Annotated in this window: 24 protein-coding genes and 3 pseudogenes; 6 read left to right on the top strand and 21 right to left on the bottom strand. The window is 49.4% G+C overall.

The genetic code is table 11. The features are described from left to right. Positions 1-25: 25 nt before the first annotated feature. From secG to ACFER_RS11980, 3 genes are all read right to left on the bottom strand, one after another. On the bottom strand, positions 26-250 hold the full coding sequence (secG, locus tag ACFER_RS05045; protein WP_012938333.1) for a preprotein translocase subunit SecG: 225 nt from the start codon (positions 248-250) through the stop codon (positions 26-28). A gap of 249 nt (positions 251-499) precedes the next feature. Beyond that, entirely contained in the window at positions 500-649 is a 150-nt protein-coding gene (locus ACFER_RS11065) for a hypothetical protein (protein ID WP_244830056.1), read from the bottom strand. Between the two features lie 247 nt (positions 650-896). Beyond that, a complete protein-coding gene (locus ACFER_RS11980; protein WP_187287531.1) occupies positions 897-1,139 on the bottom strand; it encodes a C-GCAxxG-C-C family (seleno)protein in 243 nt (80 codons plus the stop codon). Positions 1,140-1,267: 128 nt separating this feature from the next. On the opposite strand from ACFER_RS11980, the gene ACFER_RS11235 reads away from it, so the two are divergent. Then, a complete protein-coding gene (locus tag ACFER_RS11235) occupies positions 1,268-1,459 on the top strand; it encodes a helix-turn-helix domain-containing protein (protein ID WP_218125692.1) in 192 nt (63 codons plus the stop codon). 2 nt (positions 1,460-1,461) lie between these two features. On the opposite strand, the gene ACFER_RS05035 is transcribed toward ACFER_RS11235, so the two are convergent. From ACFER_RS05035 to ACFER_RS05015, 5 genes are all read right to left on the bottom strand, one after another. Further along, positions 1,462-2,355 (bottom strand): LysR family transcriptional regulator, encoded by an 894-nt coding sequence (locus ACFER_RS05035; RefSeq protein ID WP_012938332.1) that lies wholly within the window; start codon positions 2,353-2,355, stop codon positions 1,462-1,464. A 2-nt stretch (positions 2,356-2,357) separates the two neighbouring features. Beyond that, entirely contained in the window at positions 2,358-3,158 is an 801-nt protein-coding gene (locus ACFER_RS05030) for a DAPG hydrolase family protein (RefSeq protein WP_012938331.1), read from the bottom strand. Continuing rightward, positions 3,155-3,700 (bottom strand): DUF1097 domain-containing protein, encoded by a 546-nt coding sequence (locus ACFER_RS05025; protein WP_012938330.1) that lies wholly within the window; start codon positions 3,698-3,700, stop codon positions 3,155-3,157. Before ACFER_RS05025 ends, ACFER_RS05030 begins: the two co-directional genes overlap by 4 nt. Before the next feature lie 458 nt (positions 3,701-4,158). Next, positions 4,159-4,800, bottom strand: a complete 642-nt coding sequence (locus ACFER_RS05020; protein WP_012938329.1) for an MBL fold metallo-hydrolase — start codon at positions 4,798-4,800, stop codon at positions 4,159-4,161. Between the two features lie 14 nt (positions 4,801-4,814). Then, entirely contained in the window at positions 4,815-5,696 is an 882-nt protein-coding gene (locus tag ACFER_RS05015) for a DsbA family oxidoreductase (RefSeq protein ID WP_227898302.1), read from the bottom strand. Between ACFER_RS05015 and ACFER_RS05010 the strand changes: the two genes are divergently transcribed. Further along, positions 5,635-6,243: a TetR/AcrR family transcriptional regulator gene (locus tag ACFER_RS05010; RefSeq protein ID WP_012938327.1), complete on the top strand. Its 609-nt coding sequence runs from the start codon at positions 5,635-5,637 to the stop codon at positions 6,241-6,243. The two genes, ACFER_RS05015 and ACFER_RS05010, sit on opposite strands and share 62 nt — an antisense overlap. Positions 6,244-6,469: 226 nt before the next feature. Continuing rightward, on the top strand, positions 6,470-6,880 hold the full coding sequence (locus ACFER_RS05005; protein WP_012938326.1) for a peptide deformylase: 411 nt from the start codon (positions 6,470-6,472) through the stop codon (positions 6,878-6,880). A 138-nt stretch (positions 6,881-7,018) separates the two neighbouring features. Here ACFER_RS05005 and ACFER_RS05000 read toward each other — a convergent pair whose 3' ends face one another. The 8 genes and pseudogenes from ACFER_RS05000 to ACFER_RS04970 form a co-directional block, all read right to left on the bottom strand. After that, positions 7,019-7,705 carry a putative quinol monooxygenase gene (locus ACFER_RS05000; RefSeq protein WP_012938325.1) on the bottom strand — a complete coding sequence of 229 codons (687 nt, stop codon included), beginning with the start codon at positions 7,703-7,705 and terminating at the stop codon, positions 7,019-7,021. 16 nt (positions 7,706-7,721) lie between these two features. Then, positions 7,722-8,273, bottom strand: coding sequence for a flavodoxin family protein (locus tag ACFER_RS04995; RefSeq protein ID WP_012938324.1), 552 nt, complete (start codon positions 8,271-8,273; stop codon positions 7,722-7,724). Positions 8,274-8,287: 14 nt separating this feature from the next. Beyond that, a complete protein-coding gene (locus ACFER_RS04990; RefSeq protein ID WP_012938323.1) occupies positions 8,288-8,467 on the bottom strand; it encodes a hypothetical protein in 180 nt (59 codons plus the stop codon). An 11-nt stretch (positions 8,468-8,478) separates the two neighbouring features. Beyond that, a complete protein-coding gene (locus ACFER_RS04985) occupies positions 8,479-9,099 on the bottom strand; it encodes a TetR/AcrR family transcriptional regulator (protein WP_012938322.1) in 621 nt (206 codons plus the stop codon). 196 nt (positions 9,100-9,295) lie between these two features. After that, positions 9,296-9,493, bottom strand: a pseudogene (locus ACFER_RS11230) (hypothetical protein); the annotation flags it as partial. After that, positions 9,457-9,723, bottom strand: coding sequence for a hypothetical protein (locus ACFER_RS11365; protein WP_148213925.1), 267 nt, complete (start codon positions 9,721-9,723; stop codon positions 9,457-9,459). The gene ACFER_RS11365 and the pseudogene ACFER_RS11230, both read right to left, overlap by 37 nt. Positions 9,724-9,897: 174 nt before the next feature. After that, positions 9,898-10,200 (bottom strand): MFS transporter, encoded by a 303-nt coding sequence (locus tag ACFER_RS11040; RefSeq protein WP_071818344.1) that lies wholly within the window; start codon positions 10,198-10,200, stop codon positions 9,898-9,900. Positions 10,201-10,439: 239 nt separating this feature from the next. Then, a complete protein-coding gene (locus tag ACFER_RS04970; protein ID WP_012938321.1) occupies positions 10,440-11,309 on the bottom strand; it encodes a LysR family transcriptional regulator in 870 nt (289 codons plus the stop codon). A gap of 146 nt (positions 11,310-11,455) precedes the next feature. Here ACFER_RS04970 and ACFER_RS11910 point away from each other — a divergent pair. Both ACFER_RS11910 and ACFER_RS04965 read left to right on the top strand, forming a co-directional pair. Beyond that, positions 11,456-11,590: pseudogene (locus ACFER_RS11910) on the top strand (alanine:cation symporter family protein); the annotation flags it as partial. A gap of 65 nt (positions 11,591-11,655) precedes the next feature. Beyond that, positions 11,656-12,579, top strand: a complete 924-nt coding sequence (locus ACFER_RS04965; RefSeq protein WP_012938320.1) for a carbon-nitrogen hydrolase family protein — start codon at positions 11,656-11,658, stop codon at positions 12,577-12,579. 1 nt (position 12,580) lies between these two features. Here the strand turns inward: ACFER_RS04965 and ACFER_RS11975 are convergent, their stop codons facing one another. Continuing rightward, positions 12,581-12,901 carry a PD-(D/E)XK nuclease domain-containing protein gene (locus ACFER_RS11975; protein WP_083337364.1) on the bottom strand — a complete coding sequence of 107 codons (321 nt, stop codon included), beginning with the start codon at positions 12,899-12,901 and terminating at the stop codon, positions 12,581-12,583. A gap of 364 nt (positions 12,902-13,265) precedes the next feature. Continuing rightward, entirely contained in the window at positions 13,266-13,469 is a 204-nt protein-coding gene (locus ACFER_RS04955; RefSeq protein WP_012938319.1) for a hypothetical protein, read from the bottom strand. Between the two features lie 144 nt (positions 13,470-13,613). Here ACFER_RS04955 and ACFER_RS11025 point away from each other — a divergent pair. Then, positions 13,614-13,721 (top strand): annotated as a pseudogene (locus ACFER_RS11025) (peptide deformylase); the annotation flags it as partial. Between the two features lie 131 nt (positions 13,722-13,852). Here the strand turns inward: ACFER_RS11025 and ACFER_RS04950 are convergent. The 3 genes from ACFER_RS04950 to ACFER_RS04940 all read right to left on the bottom strand — a co-directional run bounded on the left by ACFER_RS04950 (position 13,853) and on the right by ACFER_RS04940 (position 16,279). Beyond that, positions 13,853-14,539, bottom strand: a complete 687-nt coding sequence (locus ACFER_RS04950) for a putative quinol monooxygenase (RefSeq protein WP_012938318.1) — start codon at positions 14,537-14,539, stop codon at positions 13,853-13,855. A gap of 161 nt (positions 14,540-14,700) precedes the next feature. After that, positions 14,701-15,882: an MFS transporter gene (locus ACFER_RS04945; protein ID WP_012938317.1), complete on the bottom strand. Its 1,182-nt coding sequence runs from the start codon at positions 15,880-15,882 to the stop codon at positions 14,701-14,703. 40 nt (positions 15,883-15,922) lie between these two features. After that, positions 15,923-16,279, bottom strand: coding sequence for a cyclophilin-like fold protein (locus ACFER_RS04940; protein ID WP_012938316.1), 357 nt, complete (start codon positions 16,277-16,279; stop codon positions 15,923-15,925). Positions 16,280-16,414 lie beyond the last annotated feature (135 nt).

Below are 16,414 nucleotides of genomic sequence, written 5' to 3'. Positions count from 1 at the left end.
AAATGTATGAACGTTCTTTAATTGCTTACTGCAGGCGGGCAATTGCCACGTTGATGACCGCAAAAACCAGCCCCAGCACCACGGTGATCCGTGCCAGTGCTTCATCCATGTCCGTAGGTTTGCCGCCGAACAGGGATTCTCCCCCGCCCAGACCGCTGAACCCGGCGCTTTTGCCGGACTGGAGCAGGATGGAACCGATCATCAGGATGCTCACAATCACATCAAGAACCATCAATATATCCAAAGCCACAGGTATTCCCTCCACATATCAGATTCTTATATTATAGTCCATACAGAGGCGTTTTGTCCAGAGTTTCCAAACCATAGTATAATTCACGGTGTAACTGTTCCTTCAATCCGTTCCATTGTCGCTTCACCTGCCGTCCCTGAGTTCCATAATTTTCTACTATTATATCATATTCCTATTTTCTTCATCAAAAATACGGCAGAGAATCCTGCGTTTCCTCTTGGATTCTCTTCCGTAATCCTTTTTTCCTGCTTATGCTCTGATTTCCGTCCCGTCCTTGAAGGTCACCCGGATATCGTCTTTGCTGTACACTGTGATGAAATCCACCCGGCTGCCCCACAGCCGGGCGTCGAACTCCTTGATGAGTTCCTGCTCCCGAACCTCCTGGATGAAGTTGTCCATCTGACGGCTCCGGGCCTTGCGATAAGGGAACACTCACCTTGCCATCAGCGAACCGCTTCCGATGGCCCCAGGTGACGTTTTCCGAGATGCTCCGGCTTTCTTCCTGTGCCAGGCTGCTCATGATGGTGATGAGGAGTTCCCCTTTACCGCTAATTTTGATACAAAATAACGATGCACCCCCTAAGTTATTAAATCAGCTATTTCTTGCCTGACGTTATTAACCAGACATATGGCTAATGAGAAAAGGTCAATGATTCGCCCACACATTTGCTCCTGTAATTTCCCTGCATTTTCTTTTCCGTATTTCTTTTCCAAAAATAAGCAACGCACCCCAAACAGCTCCGCATTTCACTTTTGCACCGCCAGCGTAAGGTGCGGCAATGTATTTTGCTTCAGCATGGGAAATGCCTGCATCATCGCAAAAGGCACACATTACAGACTGGGAGCAGCTATATGAGCCTTTCCATCGACAGGATTTTTTCTTTATCAATTATGCCTATCAAAACAGTTATGCCGCCCTCTCGGCAAAGGATAACCGCCTGATTACTATTGGCGAGGGGGAGTGCTATATCGGGCAGCCATATAGTGGCCATGCCTTGCGCGGAGCGGCTGCCGATTATGATAGAAGTTACCCGCCGCTTTGCCATAGATAAATCCGATATCCGTCCTAAATCCATTTCCGAGCAGATTATGGATTATGAGGAAATATCCGCTATGCTTGGCTACAGCAACCACAGCAACTTTTACAAGGCATTCAAGGAGTATTACGGGATAACACCGCGAGAATACCAACACTCAAAAGCGACATAAAGCTAATCCTTTTGTATGCACTCCACGAACTTATCAAGCGCCGGGTTGGTATTTTTTTCCTGCCAGATAGCAGCTACTTCGGCGGGGAGCGCGCTGTCCTCCAACGGAATAAACAGCAGATTGATTCCTGCCGGAGCGCATGGCAGGAAATACTCGGGAACGATAGTGATTCCTTTGCCCAACGCCACAAACAGCAAAATACTTTCTATGGCCTGATGCTGGAAGTTTATATTCGGAACGAGGCCGACATCCGCAAAATCAGCCAGAATGGCCTGTGTGGGGTCATATTCGCTGAGAGCGTTTTGCCGATAGGAAATGAATATCTCATCTGCCAGCTGCTCCCTTTTCAGGGAATGGAATTCTGCAAAAGGATGCTGGGGCGGTACTGCTACATACAGCGGATAGCGAGCAAGCACCATTTCTTTCAGTCCGGACTTCTTTTTGCCGGGCAAGGGCAGATTGAAAATAATATCATACTTTCCTTCTATCACCCCATCATATAAGGCTGCCACTTCATCCCGTTCGATAAGGATTTCAATATTTGGGTATTCGTACTGAAAATCCTGCAAAACTCTCGGAAAGACAGTACGTTCAAAGCCCCATTGGTAGCCCACATGGATTTCTCCGGCGAATCCCTCGGCGGCATCCTTGGTGTGTTGGACGGCTTCCTCGATTCTCGTGATGATGCTTTTGGCTTCCTTGACAAAGACTTTTCCTGCTGGGGTGAGAAGAACCTTTCGATTATCCCGCTGAAAAAGCTGCACGCCCAGTTTTTCCTCTAAGGCTTTGATTTGATTGGAAACCGCCGTTTGTGAAATATAGTATTTTTCCGCTGTTTTGGTAAAACTCAATGTGTCGGCCAAAACGAGGAAATATCTTAGCTGCTGAATGTTCATGTTCAGAAATTATCCTTGTTTTCGGCGTAAACTTCCGGCAGGATTGCAGCCAGATTGGTAAACTCTTTGATATTATGGGCAAATAAGCCCTTGGATACTTCCACTGGAACTTTCGCACCCTCGGGCAGAGTGCAGCGAATCTCCCCGTCCACCACGCCGTAGCCGATCCAAAAACGGGAACACAGCATCACGCCGTCCTGATAAGGATACCATTTATGCACCATCGCCGCTGCGCAGGAGCCATCACCGATGCCGCAAACAAGGGATGCGCAGTTTTCCTTGCCAATCAGGGACGTGTCAAAGCCAAAATCAGCAGGGCTTTTGAAGCAGATCTTCAAAAAACCGGGGCCATCACCCACATCCTCCAAAATATAATGATTAACTCCCCATGTCTTTTCGTTGACCGGCACATTGGGGTCACAAACATAATCCGCTTTATCGGCGCGAGCAAAATAATGGTCTTCTGAATCCCAAATCTTATAGCGCAAATCCGAGCCTACGCTGTGCCACGGGAACCACCAGTCCAGCATTTCCGGTGTGACACCTGGCATATAGGTTTCGTTGCAGACAAAGCCGGTGCCGTTTGCCGCCGTGCCGTAACCGACTTGGGCACAGTCCTTGTCTTTCCCTGCCAAATAGAGGTTTTTCTCTTCAAAAGGCACAGCGGACTTTTCCTGCGGCGCATCCAGAAGAGCGATTTTCTCCGCCGGGATGTTCGCCATATCCCGCTCAAAGAATTTGTAATAAGAAATTGCCTTCTCCTCTTTGCTCACGCCGACCTTTTTGCCCAAAAACAGTTTCATGATGATTTCCTCCCTGCAAAAGTCATGTTATTTGAAATATGTCCTTCCGTGAAACGCAGGATGCACTGCTGCACTGCATTAAGAAAGGCACCGACATACCAAACGCCGACTGCCATTGCCACGGCTATCTGTATGGCATAGCTGCCTTGCAAGCCTTGTTCAAGGGGTGACAGCACCGTAAGGGTGATTGCCCAGCCGCAAAGCCATGACGGACAATGTATCATCTCTGAACCCATAGCCGCTATGATGACCGCCGCTCCGCCCAGCAAAAACAACGTCATGAAGGTGGTGACATCTGCGTTCCAAGAGGAATTTTGCATAGCATTCACTGCCAGCCACCCCCAAAGATTCCCCAGCAAGAATCCAATGGTTATCTTGGGGGCATCCATCAGCTTGTTGCCATTGGTGACATACAATCCGGCGCAAATCAGGGCAACCGCACCCACATCGACGCTGAGATAAGGTGCCAAGACCGCCCATATTGGCGGAAGAATGGCGATACAAAGGGCAAGGCTCCATGTTTCTGCCGACAAATTTTTCATAACCGCATTTCCTCCCTTCTTGCTTTGTTGATTTCATTATACAGAAGGAAGGCGCAGAAGGGAAATATCTATTTCGTTGGTTGCTATAATCAAATGGTTATGATAGGGGAATTTGATGTAAAGCCAAAGCCATGTACCGTAACATTTCTCAAGTATGTATCCCCGTCCCATTCCGGAACATCACGGTCAGCCGCTTGTCCACGCCCACCGTCACATAGTCCACCATCGCACCCCACAGCCGCTCATCGAACTCTGCCACAGGCTCCATCTGCGCCTCAAGCGTCCTGATGACCCCCCTTGCCCCCCTGCCTATCGTTAAGCAAGTATTCCTCGGAAGCCGCACGGGACAAGGCTTCGACAAAAAAAGAAGGGGGGTGCACTTGCACCCCCTCGGTGGGGATTTTGCTCCCCCTAAATTGGACAAGTTCTGTCACTTTTCCATTTGTTCCATATCCTCATCAGTTCAAAAATGGCGCATACCACGAACGTTCCCGTTCTGCCCCCACCGTAGTCGGTTCCGTATGTCCGGACAGCAAGACGGTTTCCTGCGGCAGTTTCAGTATACGCTGTGTGATACTCTGCACCAATGTTTGCTCATCCCCACCGGGAAAATGTGTCAGCCCGAAACTGTTCTTGAAAATGGAATCACCCACGAAGGCCACATTGTCCTTGGCGCTATAATAGAATACGCTGTCCGTAGTATGACCGGGAACGTAGTGCATGGTCAAAGAAAATACAGGATTCCTTTCGAGGGCAATCCTGCTCCCGTCCGGCAAATAGCTCACATCATCCAGTTTGATATATAGCCCGCAACCTTCCGAGAGATTCCAACGAGGATTCTCTGTATATTCCCGCCCTCTCTCGTGCATACAGATAGGGATGGACAGTGCATCCTGGATTTGCGCTGCGGCACCCATGTGGTCGAAATGTCCATGGGTGAGCAGAATTTTTTCGATGACGAATCCTCTTTGTCGAATAACGGCTAAAAGAGTATCTGCTTCTGCGCCGGGGTCGAGCAAAAAGCCGTGCCCTGTGGCATCATCAACATAAAAGTAGGCATTGGTGTTAAAAACGCCTGTCACGGGCAACGATAAAATCATGATGCTCCCCCGCCTTACTGCACAATATGGCAGCCATCCGCCCCGCAGACCATGCCATCTAATGATGTTGCCGCTGACGTTTCCTCAGCCAGTATCTTTTCGATGGCTTTTTTCAGCATGGCCGTCGGTTGTGCACCTGATGCCGTGTACTTGCCGTTGATAAGGAAATAGGGTACGCCGTGAATGCCGTGCTCCATTGCTTCCTGCTCATCGGCACGTACCTCATCGGCGTATCGGTCGCCGGACAACACTGCAGTCACTTCGTCCTTGTCCAAGCCACATTCGCCTGCGATTTGTGTCAGCACATCATGGTCGCTGAGTTTCAGATTCCTGGTGAAGTAAGCATCAAATAACTTCGTGATAATTCCTGTTTTCCCTTTTTCCTGGGCATATTTCGTGAGACGCAGGGAGTCAAAGGTGTTGGTGTAACGTGTAGAGACGTAGCGAAAGTCGATTCCCTCACTCCTGCCCATGCGGGAGATGGCTTCAATACGCTCTGCTGCCTCCTCTTTGCTCAGATGATACTTCGCGGCAAAACGATCCACCGTAGAGGAAACGACCTCCCGGCTGGCATAAGGGTCAAGTTCAAAGCTCTTGAATTCGATTTCCACTTTATCTCCGCCGTCAATTTCCGCCAAAGCCTTTTCCAGCCGCTTCTCACCGATATAGCAGAAGGGACATGCGTAGTCCGACCATAATTCGATTTTCATTTTCCGTGCCTCCTTAGCAATATATAGAACTTGTTCGATATTGCAATTATACACAGAGCAGTATATAATGTCAATAGAAATAGAGCGTGTTCTAAAAATATTTTCAACGAAGGGAGCAAGCCATATGAAAAAATGCGGACGTCCACCCAAGAAAGATAATCCGGAGGAAAACAGAGAAAAAGTCATAGCTGCGGCCATAGCCCTCATCGAGGAACATGGCGCGGACTCCATCACGGTGCGGCGTGTCTGCGAGAAAGCGGATATTGCCACGGGAACATTCTATTATCACTTCCGTAATAAGGATGACCTGATGATGCACTTTGTGCGAGGGCTCTCCTTCGAGACAGTCGAGCTTACGGCTCCACCCTTCGATATTGCCGGACGCATAACAGAATTATATATGCTCCTTATCCGGAAGTACATGAACCTTGGCATAGCTTTTATGCGTAGTTTTTACACGCCGGACAATCAGGCACTCCACACCTATATGGGAGAAAAAGACGGGAAGTTTGCCGCTGGAACGGTCATGGCCAGATGTGAGCGGGAACTTGTCACGGCACAAGCGGGGGGCGGCATACCAAAAAAAGCAGATATCCACCAAATGAGCGCGGATATCTGCACGATTGTAAAGGGCTGTATCTTCGAGTGGTGTCTCAGCGAGGGGAAGATGGATATAGAAGCGGCGGTTCAACGAATGCTAAAAGCATACATATATGGCATAGAAACCGATTGACATTGATATCATTCCTCAACCTCGGGGATGTCAAGAATTTTGTGTTTTTAGATTAACCAATCGTATTTAGTGATTCATTTGCTCATACGTTCGTCAATCAATAATTGGTTCATAACAGCCTGCCAGTTAAAGACCTTTCCTTTGCCCTTCCATTTGTGTTCCCCTTCAGGAAGGACAACTATGGTACAATGGTAGCAAATTTGATCAGTAACGGAGGTCTTTCTCTATGATTCGTGAAATCATGCGTGACGAATATTTCCTGCAACAGAAATCCCTGCCTGCTTCCCCTCTGGATAAACCAGTAGCCATCGACCTTCTGGAAACCCTGAAGGCACACCGGGACGAATGTGTGGGCATGGCAGCCAATATGATCGGGGTGGCCAAATGCATCATCGTGGTGAACCTGGGGCTCATGGACATGGTGATGTTCAACCCGACAATCATAAAGCAGGAAGGTCCCTACGAAACGTCCGAAGGGTGTCTGTCCCTTTCCGGCGAGCGGAAAACCACGCGGTACCGGAAAATCCAAGTGGAATTCCAGGACATGGATTTCAAGAAGCAGACTTTGGAGTTCACAGGCTTTCCGGCCCAGATCATCCAGCACGAGGTGGACCATCTGGCAGGGATTTTGATTTGAAAAATGGGGGTGTGAAAAAATAATTTTCACATCCCCGTCACTAGTCACTAGTCTCTAGCCGATGGAAGCCAGCATGACCCCAATGACGCCTACGGTGATGCCATAAGTAATTTTATTTTTCATACCGCTCCCCCATAATCACTTATTATGGATTCCCTTATCGCTAAGCACGATATTGCCAGGCATATTCTCAACCATGTGAGTCATGCTGAACATAGGCATGACCTCCATCATATATGTTTGGCATGCTTCGGAAGCCTGATATTTTTCGAAAGCTTCTCTGTCACGATAGATTTCCATGGTATGGATGACGTTTGGTGCGTCGTGTTCTGCAGTAACGAACATCCCCAGAACACCGCCATCTTCGTTTACAGCCCTGCGAGCCTCCTGGGTTACCAGCTTCTGATACTTGGCCAGCTTTTCCGGGATGACTTCATAGCGGTGCATGTAAACCACCTTGCCCACGCCCTTGTCTTTTTGCTCCAAGGCGATGCCATCCGCTTCCAATATCTGCAAATTTTTCAGAACAGGCAGTCTGGCTGCCCGATATGCCTGAAAAGCTTCACTGGTGCTGTGTATGCGATACGCTTCATAACTTTCATAGATTTCCAGAAGCCTCATCACATCTGGATTCTGGGCATCGATACCACCATACAGCGCATACGTGCCTGCTTCGCGGGCCGACTGCGGTCCAACCGTTTCCTGGGCAATGCGTCCCATAGCTATCATACCTCCCGGCGTAGATTCCACCACTGCCCAATGCACCATGGGCATATTCCCCTCCGGGGTACGGATAGAATGGGCTGAACAAAAGGAATGAAACATGGCTCTTCCCTCCCAGTCAAAGATTCTTGCCCGCTTCATAGGCTTCCTGCATGGCTGCCGAGGCACGGATGGCTCCCGGTGCCAGAGCCGAAGTGCCGATGATGGCTCCGGCATTCCTCATATTGGCATGGGGGTTGAACTCGCTGAAGCAAGCCACATACATATTGAAATCGGACAGGATATTGGCCATGAGCTTCTTGTCCGGCACTCCTCCCAAGGTAATCAGGTAAAAATCCTTGTCATGGAGTGTTGTCAAAAGGGGATAAGTGCGGTCAAGGAAACGCTTCATCAATCCCGTCCAGGTAAAATAGTACATGGGAGAAGCCAGCACAATAACATCGGCTCCCCGCAACTTGTCCAAAATCTCTGCCATATCATCCTGTTGTACGCACTTGCCGCCGTTGTTGAAACAAGCCCTGCAGCCAAGGCAATCGCCAAATTTCTTATCACGCAGTTCCACTATTTCTGCCTTGTGGCCTGCCTCTTTGGCTCCGCGCACAAATTCTTCCGACAAGATTTTCGTGTTGCCATTCTTTCTCATGCTGCCATGAATGACTAAAACGTTCATGATTGCCCTCCTCTTCAGTCCATCTTCTTTCCCCACTCGCGGATGGTGTTTACCTCAGCCTTATCAGCCAGGGTCTCCAGATGATTCATTTCTTCTGCAGACAAAATCACACTGGCCGCCTTTGCTGCGTCTTCCAAAATCGCATAGCTGTGAAAATCAACCTTCTTGCCCTTTGGAAGCTGTTTTTGATGCATTGTCTATCCTCCTAGACCAACAGCTTTTTCAAGCAGGTATAACTAAGCTCATAAATTGAATGGGACACGAAACCGACTCCGGCATCCTCCATGGCCTTTCCCTGCTTCTCTGTAACCACCGCATAGGGATAAATGCCGAACATGAAGGGGAAATATACATAAAGGACCTCTTCCTTGTCCTGTTCGCTCATCTCCGGGCAGAACTTATTCAAACAGCGGGCCACGGCCCGGATGGATTCACCATAGGCCTTTTTAAATTCTACCAGATTCTCATAGCGGCTGTTTTCCTCCAGATCAAAATGATTCATGGAAAGAAGCTTCAAAAGACGTTCATGTTTTTCTAATAAATGCGACAGAGCCTGCGCTATCTCATCCCGCGTCATCTGCTCATGGTCCTGCACCAGCCCGTCCACCTCTGCACTCCAGCATTCATACTCCCGCTGCATCAGGGCAAGAAATATCTCTTCCTTGCTGTTGAAGTAATTATAGATGGCTGTACGGTTGAAGCTGGTAATCTTGCCAATCTCCTTCAGGGTAATGTCCTTGAAGCTCATGTTTTCATAAAGCTTGGCACAAGCATCGAGAATCTCTTCCCGCCGGGCCAGCAAAAATTCTTCTGAAACTTTCGGCATCGAACTCAACCTCCAAATAACTTACATCGTGTCATTATAATACATGAAAGTTGACATCACGTCAATATTTCTTCCAGGAATAATTTACATCGTGTCATTCCTTCTTCATGTGCTCAATGCCAATCGTTGTTCAACCCCTGCAGCCACCGTATTCCCCATTCCCTGTTTATGCTCTGATTTCCGTTCCGTCCTTGAAGGTCACTCGGATATCGTCTTTGCTGTAGACTGTGATGAAATCCACCAGGCTGCCCCAAAGCCTAGCATCGAACTCCTTGATGTAATTCGTGTAATAGTCCACCTGTGCGGCATAGCTGGTAACCTGGTCATCATGGTCCGTGGAAACACGGGCATAACCAGCTACTCTCCGATTCTTCCGGCTGTTAATCGGGGCCAATGACCCGAGCTGCGTATAAAGCCGTAAATCACAACAGCCCCTGCGGTAGCCAGAGCCAGCAGGATGGCAAGTCCCATGATGAAATCTGGCCAGGGAAGTGTACCGGCCATCATGCCGAGACTGCCCAAAAGCGTTGGCACGAAATTGATGAGTGATGACGCCGTGCCGATATCCTTCTCAACGATATTGAGCAGGACATCCATCGCAAACAGGCGGATGATGGCTTCCATGATCGTGAAAGGCAGGAAGCCCAGCAGGAAACAAAGCGGCCCATGCACTGAACGCATAGAGCAAAATGGCCGAAAGTGCCGAAACGGCAAATATCAGGCGCGTGATAGCCTGGTTGGACACACGGTGCGTGAGCTGCAGATACAGGATAGGACCGGCAACGGCTGCAACCGAATTTACGGCATAATAGAAGCTGTACGTCTGCGGCGTGAGGTGGAATTCATCGATGTAGACGAAGGACGAGATGGACAGGTAGCCATATAAGGAGCAGCGAGCAGGACTTTCCTACGGCCGTACTTATCGGCCAGCGGGCCAAACAAGATGATGCCCACGGTAAAGACCAGGAAGAACCCGGCCAGGGTAAGATTCACCAGGATCTCCGAAGCAGAAAACACTTCCGCCATCTTCGGCAGTGCGGGCAGATAAAGATCGATGGAAAGTGGTGCGAACATCTGCATATAAGCGATGAATGCCACCATGCCTGTCGGCTTGATATTCTTCTGTTTTACGAAATCCTTCTATTTTCAGACGCGGCAAATGCCATGAACAAAAAAGCCGGATAAGACTGCGGCAAAAACCGCTATCTTATCCGGCATACGGTACCTCCGATGAACAGGAGCTATTAAATCACATGCATTCGATTTTCGCAATCATCGTTCCGCCATATACCACTGCAGCAATCAACGAGACGATGTATGTTTTGAGATGGAAGCAGTACTCAGAAATACGACATGAGTTTTGCAATAGCTTCTGGTATCCATCTTTTACGAAAAACCAGGAATTGGCTTTGCATATGCATATCATAGCCCTTTATTTGAAAGGGAACGATACGCCCGGCATCTATTGCTTGCTTTAACGTATAGGAGGGCAGCAATGATACACCAAGATCTTTAGCCACAAAATCAATGATATTGCTCGTCGATCCGATTTCAATACGAGCGCGGATATATTGATGTCTTGCTGCTAAATCCTGTTCCAGCTGCCAACGATAATTCGTACCTTTTTCGGCCAGGATCCATGGGACTTCCGATAGTTTCTCGATGGGAACCGGGCTGCTGGTTGCAAATGGATGAGAAGGAGCGCAGAAAAACACGATTGGGACACTCGACTCATGAACGACCTGGACGTCAGCAGCATTGACCGGCCTGTCAATCAGCCAGACCATTGACAATTCGCCATTCCTTAATCGTTGCAACAGATGGAGCGTCGTATCGATTGTGACCATCAGGTTTACCTTCGGATACTCATGCATGAATTGTGCAAAACGATCCATATAAGAAGATGTGCTGATGGATTCCAAGATGCCGATGCGGTACTCTCCCGAGAGTTCCGTGTCGCGGGAAAACCGCGCATGCACATCTTGATGCAAGGCCTGGAATTGATACGCGTACGGGAGAAACATCTGCCCTGCGACAGAAAGCGATATCCGCTTTCCACGACGGATGAATAATTCAGCTCCCAGCTCTGCCTCCAAAGTCTGGATTTGAGCCGTAATGGTTGACTGCGCGTATTCGAGTCTTTCTGCTGCCCGTGTAAAACTATTCGTTTCTGCTACGTGAATGAAAGCATTAACATTTTTCAGATCCATACCGATTGACTCCTTATGGTTTTTATCGAATTATTCGATAAAGCAAATCATCATTATCCGTTTGTGTTATTATACGAATTATTATATCATAACTATAAGAAATTTCGCGAAATTATATCCTATCTATCTATCTGCATTGTGCCTCTTATGCGTCGGCCAATGTCCGCCATCCCGTGAACCAGGGATTATCCGGCATGCTGGGGGTGTTTGTCACAACGATCATCGTTTGCAGCTGCACAGCTTTCTGCATCTTGCTGTCTGGTCAACTCGGGAGCGGTCTGCCGATGTTGTAGAGCTTTACAGGAAAGAAAAAGCTGAGCAAAATAAATAATAGGAGGAATTCTTCATGCAAGACCTGAAAAAGGATTTAAGACTGGCACTCGTCCAACTGGAACCCGTACTTTTTGACAAAGCTGCCTGCCTGGGTAATACACTGAAAAAATTGGCAGAGGCTGCAGAAAACGGTGCAGAATTCATTGTATTCCCCGAATTGTCCATTCCCGGCTATCCCTTTGGTATGACTTTTGGGTTTAAGATTGGCAGCCGCAGCGAAGCTGGACGAAAAGACTGGAAACGCTATTACGATGCATCCGTCGTCGTTCCAGGCCCTGAAACAGATGCGATTGCCAAAGCAGCCCAAAAGTACCAGGTATATACCAGCATCGGGATTTCGGAACGCGACGCCGTAACCGGAACCCTGTACAATACCAATCTGATTTTCTCACCGGAAGGACGTCTTGTATCCCATCATCGGAAATTAAAGCCAACCGGTGCGGAACGACTTGTTTGGGGCGACGCACATGAAAAATATTTCCCGATGGCCGATACGCCCTGGGGATCAGCTGGCTGCATGATCTGCTGGGAAAGTTACATGCCCCTTGCCCGTGCAGCTTTATATGAACACGGCGTTACCCTTTATATTTCTGCCAATACCAACGACGTTCCCGAATGGCAACATACGATCCAGCACATTGCCTTGGAAGGCCGCTGCTTTGTCATTAACAGTGACTTGTTCTTCACCAAGCACTCTTACCCGTCTGATCTCGAAGCAAAAGAAGAACTTGCGCAGCTTCCGGAAATAGTATGCCGCGGCGGCAGCTGCGTGATTGATCCATTCGGTCATTATTTGACGGAACCTGTTTGGGATAAAGAAACCATCATTTATGCAGATCTGGATATGGATCAGGTCGCAGCCAGTCGTATGGAATTCGACCCTTGTGGACACTATGCACGTCCAGATGTTTTGAAATTTGAAGCCAGCAAAGCATAAACTATCTAAGAAAAAGCAGGTATTCCTGCTGCAATAACAAATACAAGAACGAACCAGGGCTGTTGCACGTAATGTGAATGTGATGTGCAGCGGCCCTATATTTATGTGCCAATTCAAGGATGACGCCGCATTGTCCTTCACGAGTCGGATAGATGGCCAGGTCGTACCGCCCCAGGCCGCTTTCCCGGTTCGACTTGACTTCGTACTCTGAGCCGAGCAGGGTGGTCATGCCCAGCAACAAGCCGTGATAAAAGGCTTCCCGGTTTGCTGTATCGTATACACTATATATCACTCTGTTTGATACAATTATTATGTTTTCCATTATTTTGTAATCTATCAATCATTGAAGAAGGTTATGCCACAAAGCAACACGTTTTTTAAATGTTTCAGGACTAATAGGTTTATGTGGCCCTCTCGGTGTACTCATATAACCATCCGTCTTTCTAAATCTTATTATCCCAGAGTAACAAGTTCTTGATAATAAACAAAAATCATAAGGATTATGGTGACGATTAAATCGGTCTTTAATTTCATTTTCAGAAACCTAGATGTATTAATCTATTTCGCTATTCATACTTTCAGTATATCAGAAAAAACCGGTACAGAACATACTTCCCGATGTCCCGTACCGGCTTTGCTCATACAATCTTCTGCTTTACATCAGCCACGATGGCTTTGACCGCCTGCTACAGGCGGTTGCGGATTTTGACCCACCAGCTGGTGGTGGTCTGAATTTCCGTTTCCAGCGGGTCCGTGAGGTTCTTCATCTGGGCTTCCACCAGCTTATGGACGTCATCCAGGTCGATGGACTTGATGGATGCTTCGGCTTCGCTCCTGGCAAAGGATACGACGGCATCGGCGACGGCTTTCTTGAATTTTTCACGGTTCATGGTCATTTACCTCTTAGAATCAGCTGTTCATAAAGGGGAAGGGGCCCGCTTGGCGGGTAAAGGGTCTCACTGCCGATGTGAGACCTATCCGCCGTCCATACGGACGGTCCCCCTTCCCTTTCAGGGAAGGACAACTATGGTACAGTGGAATTCCAGGACATGGAGTTCAAGAAGCAGACTCTGGAGTTCACAGGCTTTCCGGCCCAGATCATCCAGCACGAGGTGGACCATCTGGCGGGGATTTTGATTTGAAAAATGGGGGTGTGAAAAAATGATTTTCACACCCCCGTCACTAGTCTCTAGTCGATGGAAGCAAGCATGACCCCAATGACGTCTACGGTGATGCCATAGATAATTTTATTTTTCATACCGCTCCCCCATAATCACTTATTATGGATTCCCTTATCACTAAGCACGATATTGCCAGGCATATTCTCAACCATGTGAGTCATGCTGAACATAGGCATGACCTCCATCATATACGTTTGGCATGCCTCGGAAGCCTGATATTTTTCGAAAGCTTCTCTGTCACGATAGATTTCCATGGTATGGATGACGTTTGGTGCGTCGTGTTCTGCAGTAACGAACATCCCCAGAACACCGCCATCTTCGTTTACAGCCCTGCGAGCCTCCTGGGTTGTCAGCTTCTGATACTTGGCCAGCTTTTCCGGTATGACTTCATAGCGGTGCATGTAAACCACCTTGCCCACGCCCTTGTCTTTCTGCTCCAAGGCAATGCCATTCGCTTCCAATATCTGCAAATTTTTCAGAACAGGCAGTCTGGCTGCCCGATATGCCTGAAAAGCTTCACTGGTGCTGTGTATGCGATAAGCTTCATAGCTTTCATAGATTTCCAGAAGCCTCATCACATCTGGATTCTGGGCATCGACACCACCATACAGTGCATACGTACCTGCTTCGCGGGCCGACTGCGGTCCAACCGTTTCCTGGGCAATGCGTCCCATAACTGTCATACCTCCCGGCGTAGATTCCACCACTGCCCAATGCACCATGGGCATATTCCCCTCCGGGGTACGGATAGAATGGGCTGAGCAAAAGGAATTTGCCATAAATATACCTCCAAGAAATGTAAAATGCTTATATTTTTAGCTTGCGTCATACATTAAAGTACCTGCTCCCTAAAATAGAAGCAGGTACTTTTATCGCATACGGCCGAAAAGAGAATCTTTGATGGAACTGCGCACCTCGCGCTCGTCAATCAGACGGATGGTTACGAGCCGATAAGACAATCCGTCGCTTGTTGCTCATCTGCCCGGCAGTGTACGAACTTTGTGAGCGGCAGGGCAGCGGCCGCCAGCAGCAGGCCACCGCAGACGACGAAGGGCAGTCCGAGGCTGCGGATGAAAAAGCCGCTGATCATGGTTCCCGCCATGCAGCCGAGATTGGCCGCTGTCAGGAACAGGCCGTTGCTGAAATCCGGCGCATCCGATGCCACGCAGGCCAGCAGGTACTGATTGATGTTCGCATTGATGCCACCGAGGATGCCCCAGGCCCCAATCAGTGCCGCGAGAAGAGGCAGCAACTTCCCACCACCTGCAAAGAGCAGGCAGTAGAGCGCGATGGTACACAGCGGGAAAAGGCGGACGGTCACGCTGGGACACCTGGCGAGGAGATTGCCCCCCAGATAGCTTCCGCAGATGTTCAAGAGACCATAGACGAAGAGCAGCACTGCGATGAGCTCTCCCGGCAGTGCCGCGATCTGCTGCAGGTAGTCAGCGAGGTAGTTGTAGACGCCGAAGATGGAGCCATTGAGGCAAATAACCGCCACGATGGCCAGCCAGACCGGCGGACGCTTCAGAACGGAAAGCTGCGCGCCGTAGCGCATTGGCTGCGTCACCGGCAAGTCCGGCACAAAGGCCATTGTCAGCAGAAACATGAGCCCCGTCACGCCTGCAAAGAAGGCCATTGCCACTGAGAAGTCAAACGTCGCTGCCAGGACATTGCTGATGGGCACGCCGACAACCATGCCGGCTGCGACACCCATGTTGATGCGCGCCACAGCCCGCGGCGCATCCTCTGGAGCCACCGAAGCGGCGGCCACGCTGAAGGCGAGTGCACAGTAGACCGGGTGGAAAAAGGCCGGCACGACGCGCAACACTAAAAGGAGCTGGAAGTCGCTCGCAACCACGGCCAGTGCATTGCAGATCGTGAACACGCCCAGCACAAGCAGCATCACGTGCTTGCGATTGAAGCGCGAGCACAGCAGCGGCATAGTCGGCCCTGCGATGGCCACGCCAAGCGCGAACAGACTGACGAGCATCCCCGCCTGTACGATATCCACCTGGTACATCTCCGCCGCCATCGGCAGGATGCCGATGATGCCCATCTCCGTATTGAGGATGCTGAACACACCAAATGCCAGAATCAAGAGCAATAGCTGCTGTCGTTTCATATCATCTCATCCTTTCCCCCTCCAGACCGCTCTCCCCATCTCATGGTTGCAAGGTCAGGAATACATCACCTGCCCCCAGAGCAGCGTCCAGATCATTGGCTGCTTCGACGCGACCCAGGCGCGTGTAGCGGTAGGTCGTCTGAAAATCCTGATAGAACACCACGACATACTGGCCGTCAAACAGCATGACATCTCCCTTATGGATCTCGCGGACATCTTCGTCCGCCGCTGTCAGGTGCTGCGGCAGTTTGTAGTATTTCTCGTTGCCATGGAGTTCTGTAAACGTTTTGGCCAGCGGCAACTGCTGCCGCAGCTCGGCAGCAGCCTTCGTATCAGCCCACTTTAGAGCATACACTTTGCTGCCCGCCAGCAGGGATGCCGTTCCTGTCTCGTGCATCTTTGCCTCCTTCCCGGACAAGGATGTGGCTGTCACTCCGGGGCCGGCACATCCCAGCACGAGAAGTGCAATCAGAGCACAACAGCAAAAGAACAATCTGCTCATCAAACATCCTCCTCCCAGGTACGTCTTTCC

It is taken from the genome of Acidaminococcus fermentans DSM 20731 (assembly GCF_000025305.1).
Lineage (GTDB): Bacteria > Bacillota > Negativicutes > Acidaminococcales > Acidaminococcaceae > Acidaminococcus > Acidaminococcus fermentans.
Note: the sequence above shows the minus strand (reverse complement) of the source record. Positions and strands in the feature narration are given on the sequence as shown.

Excerpts from the sequence above, each read along its gene's own strand:
- ACFER_RS11065 (WP_244830056.1), bottom strand. The coding sequence starts at position 649 with ATGGACAACTTCATCCAGGAGGTTCGGGAGCAGGAACTCATCAAGGAG.
- ACFER_RS11235 (WP_218125692.1), top strand. The coding sequence starts at position 1,268 with ATGATAGAAGTTACCCGCCGCTTTGCCATAGATAAATCCGATATCCGT.
- ACFER_RS05035 (WP_012938332.1), bottom strand. The coding sequence starts at position 2,355 with ATGAACATTCAGCAGCTAAGATATTTCCTCGTTTTGGCCGACACATTG.
- ACFER_RS05030 (WP_012938331.1), bottom strand. The coding sequence starts at position 3,158 with ATGAAACTGTTTTTGGGCAAAAAGGTCGGCGTGAGCAAAGAGGAGAAG.
- ACFER_RS05025 (WP_012938330.1), bottom strand. The coding sequence starts at position 3,700 with ATGAAAAATTTGTCGGCAGAAACATGGAGCCTTGCCCTTTGTATCGCC.
- ACFER_RS05020 (WP_012938329.1), bottom strand. The coding sequence starts at position 4,800 with ATGATTTTATCGTTGCCCGTGACAGGCGTTTTTAACACCAATGCCTAC.
- ACFER_RS05010 (WP_012938327.1), top strand. The coding sequence starts at position 5,635 with ATGAAAAAATGCGGACGTCCACCCAAGAAAGATAATCCGGAGGAAAAC.
- ACFER_RS05015 (WP_227898302.1), bottom strand. The coding sequence starts at position 5,696 with ATGACTTTTTCTCTGTTTTCCTCCGGATTATCTTTCTTGGGTGGACGT.
- ACFER_RS05005 (WP_012938326.1), top strand. The coding sequence starts at position 6,470 with ATGATTCGTGAAATCATGCGTGACGAATATTTCCTGCAACAGAAATCC.
- ACFER_RS05000 (WP_012938325.1), bottom strand. The coding sequence starts at position 7,705 with ATGTTTCATTCCTTTTGTTCAGCCCATTCTATCCGTACCCCGGAGGGG.
- ACFER_RS04995 (WP_012938324.1), bottom strand. The coding sequence starts at position 8,273 with ATGAACGTTTTAGTCATTCATGGCAGCATGAGAAAGAATGGCAACACG.
- ACFER_RS04990 (WP_012938323.1), bottom strand. The coding sequence starts at position 8,467 with ATGCATCAAAAACAGCTTCCAAAGGGCAAGAAGGTTGATTTTCACAGC.
- ACFER_RS04985 (WP_012938322.1), bottom strand. The coding sequence starts at position 9,099 with ATGCCGAAAGTTTCAGAAGAATTTTTGCTGGCCCGGCGGGAAGAGATT.
- ACFER_RS11365 (WP_148213925.1), bottom strand. The coding sequence starts at position 9,723 with ATGGAAGCCATCATCCGCCTGTTTGCGATGGATGTCCTGCTCAATATC.
- ACFER_RS11040 (WP_071818344.1), bottom strand. The coding sequence starts at position 10,200 with ATGGTGGCATTCATCGCTTATATGCAGATGTTCGCACCACTTTCCATC.
- ACFER_RS04970 (WP_012938321.1), bottom strand. The coding sequence starts at position 11,309 with ATGGATCTGAAAAATGTTAATGCTTTCATTCACGTAGCAGAAACGAAT.
- ACFER_RS04965 (WP_012938320.1), top strand. The coding sequence starts at position 11,656 with ATGCAAGACCTGAAAAAGGATTTAAGACTGGCACTCGTCCAACTGGAA.
- ACFER_RS11975 (WP_083337364.1), bottom strand. The coding sequence starts at position 12,901 with ATGGAAAACATAATAATTGTATCAAACAGAGTGATATATAGTGTATAC.
- ACFER_RS04955 (WP_012938319.1), bottom strand. The coding sequence starts at position 13,469 with ATGAACCGTGAAAAATTCAAGAAAGCCGTCGCCGATGCCGTCGTATCC.
- ACFER_RS04950 (WP_012938318.1), bottom strand. The coding sequence starts at position 14,539 with ATGGCAAATTCCTTTTGCTCAGCCCATTCTATCCGTACCCCGGAGGGG.
- ACFER_RS04945 (WP_012938317.1), bottom strand. The coding sequence starts at position 15,882 with ATGAAACGACAGCAGCTATTGCTCTTGATTCTGGCATTTGGTGTGTTC.
- ACFER_RS04940 (WP_012938316.1), bottom strand. The coding sequence starts at position 16,279 with ATGCACGAGACAGGAACGGCATCCCTGCTGGCGGGCAGCAAAGTGTAT.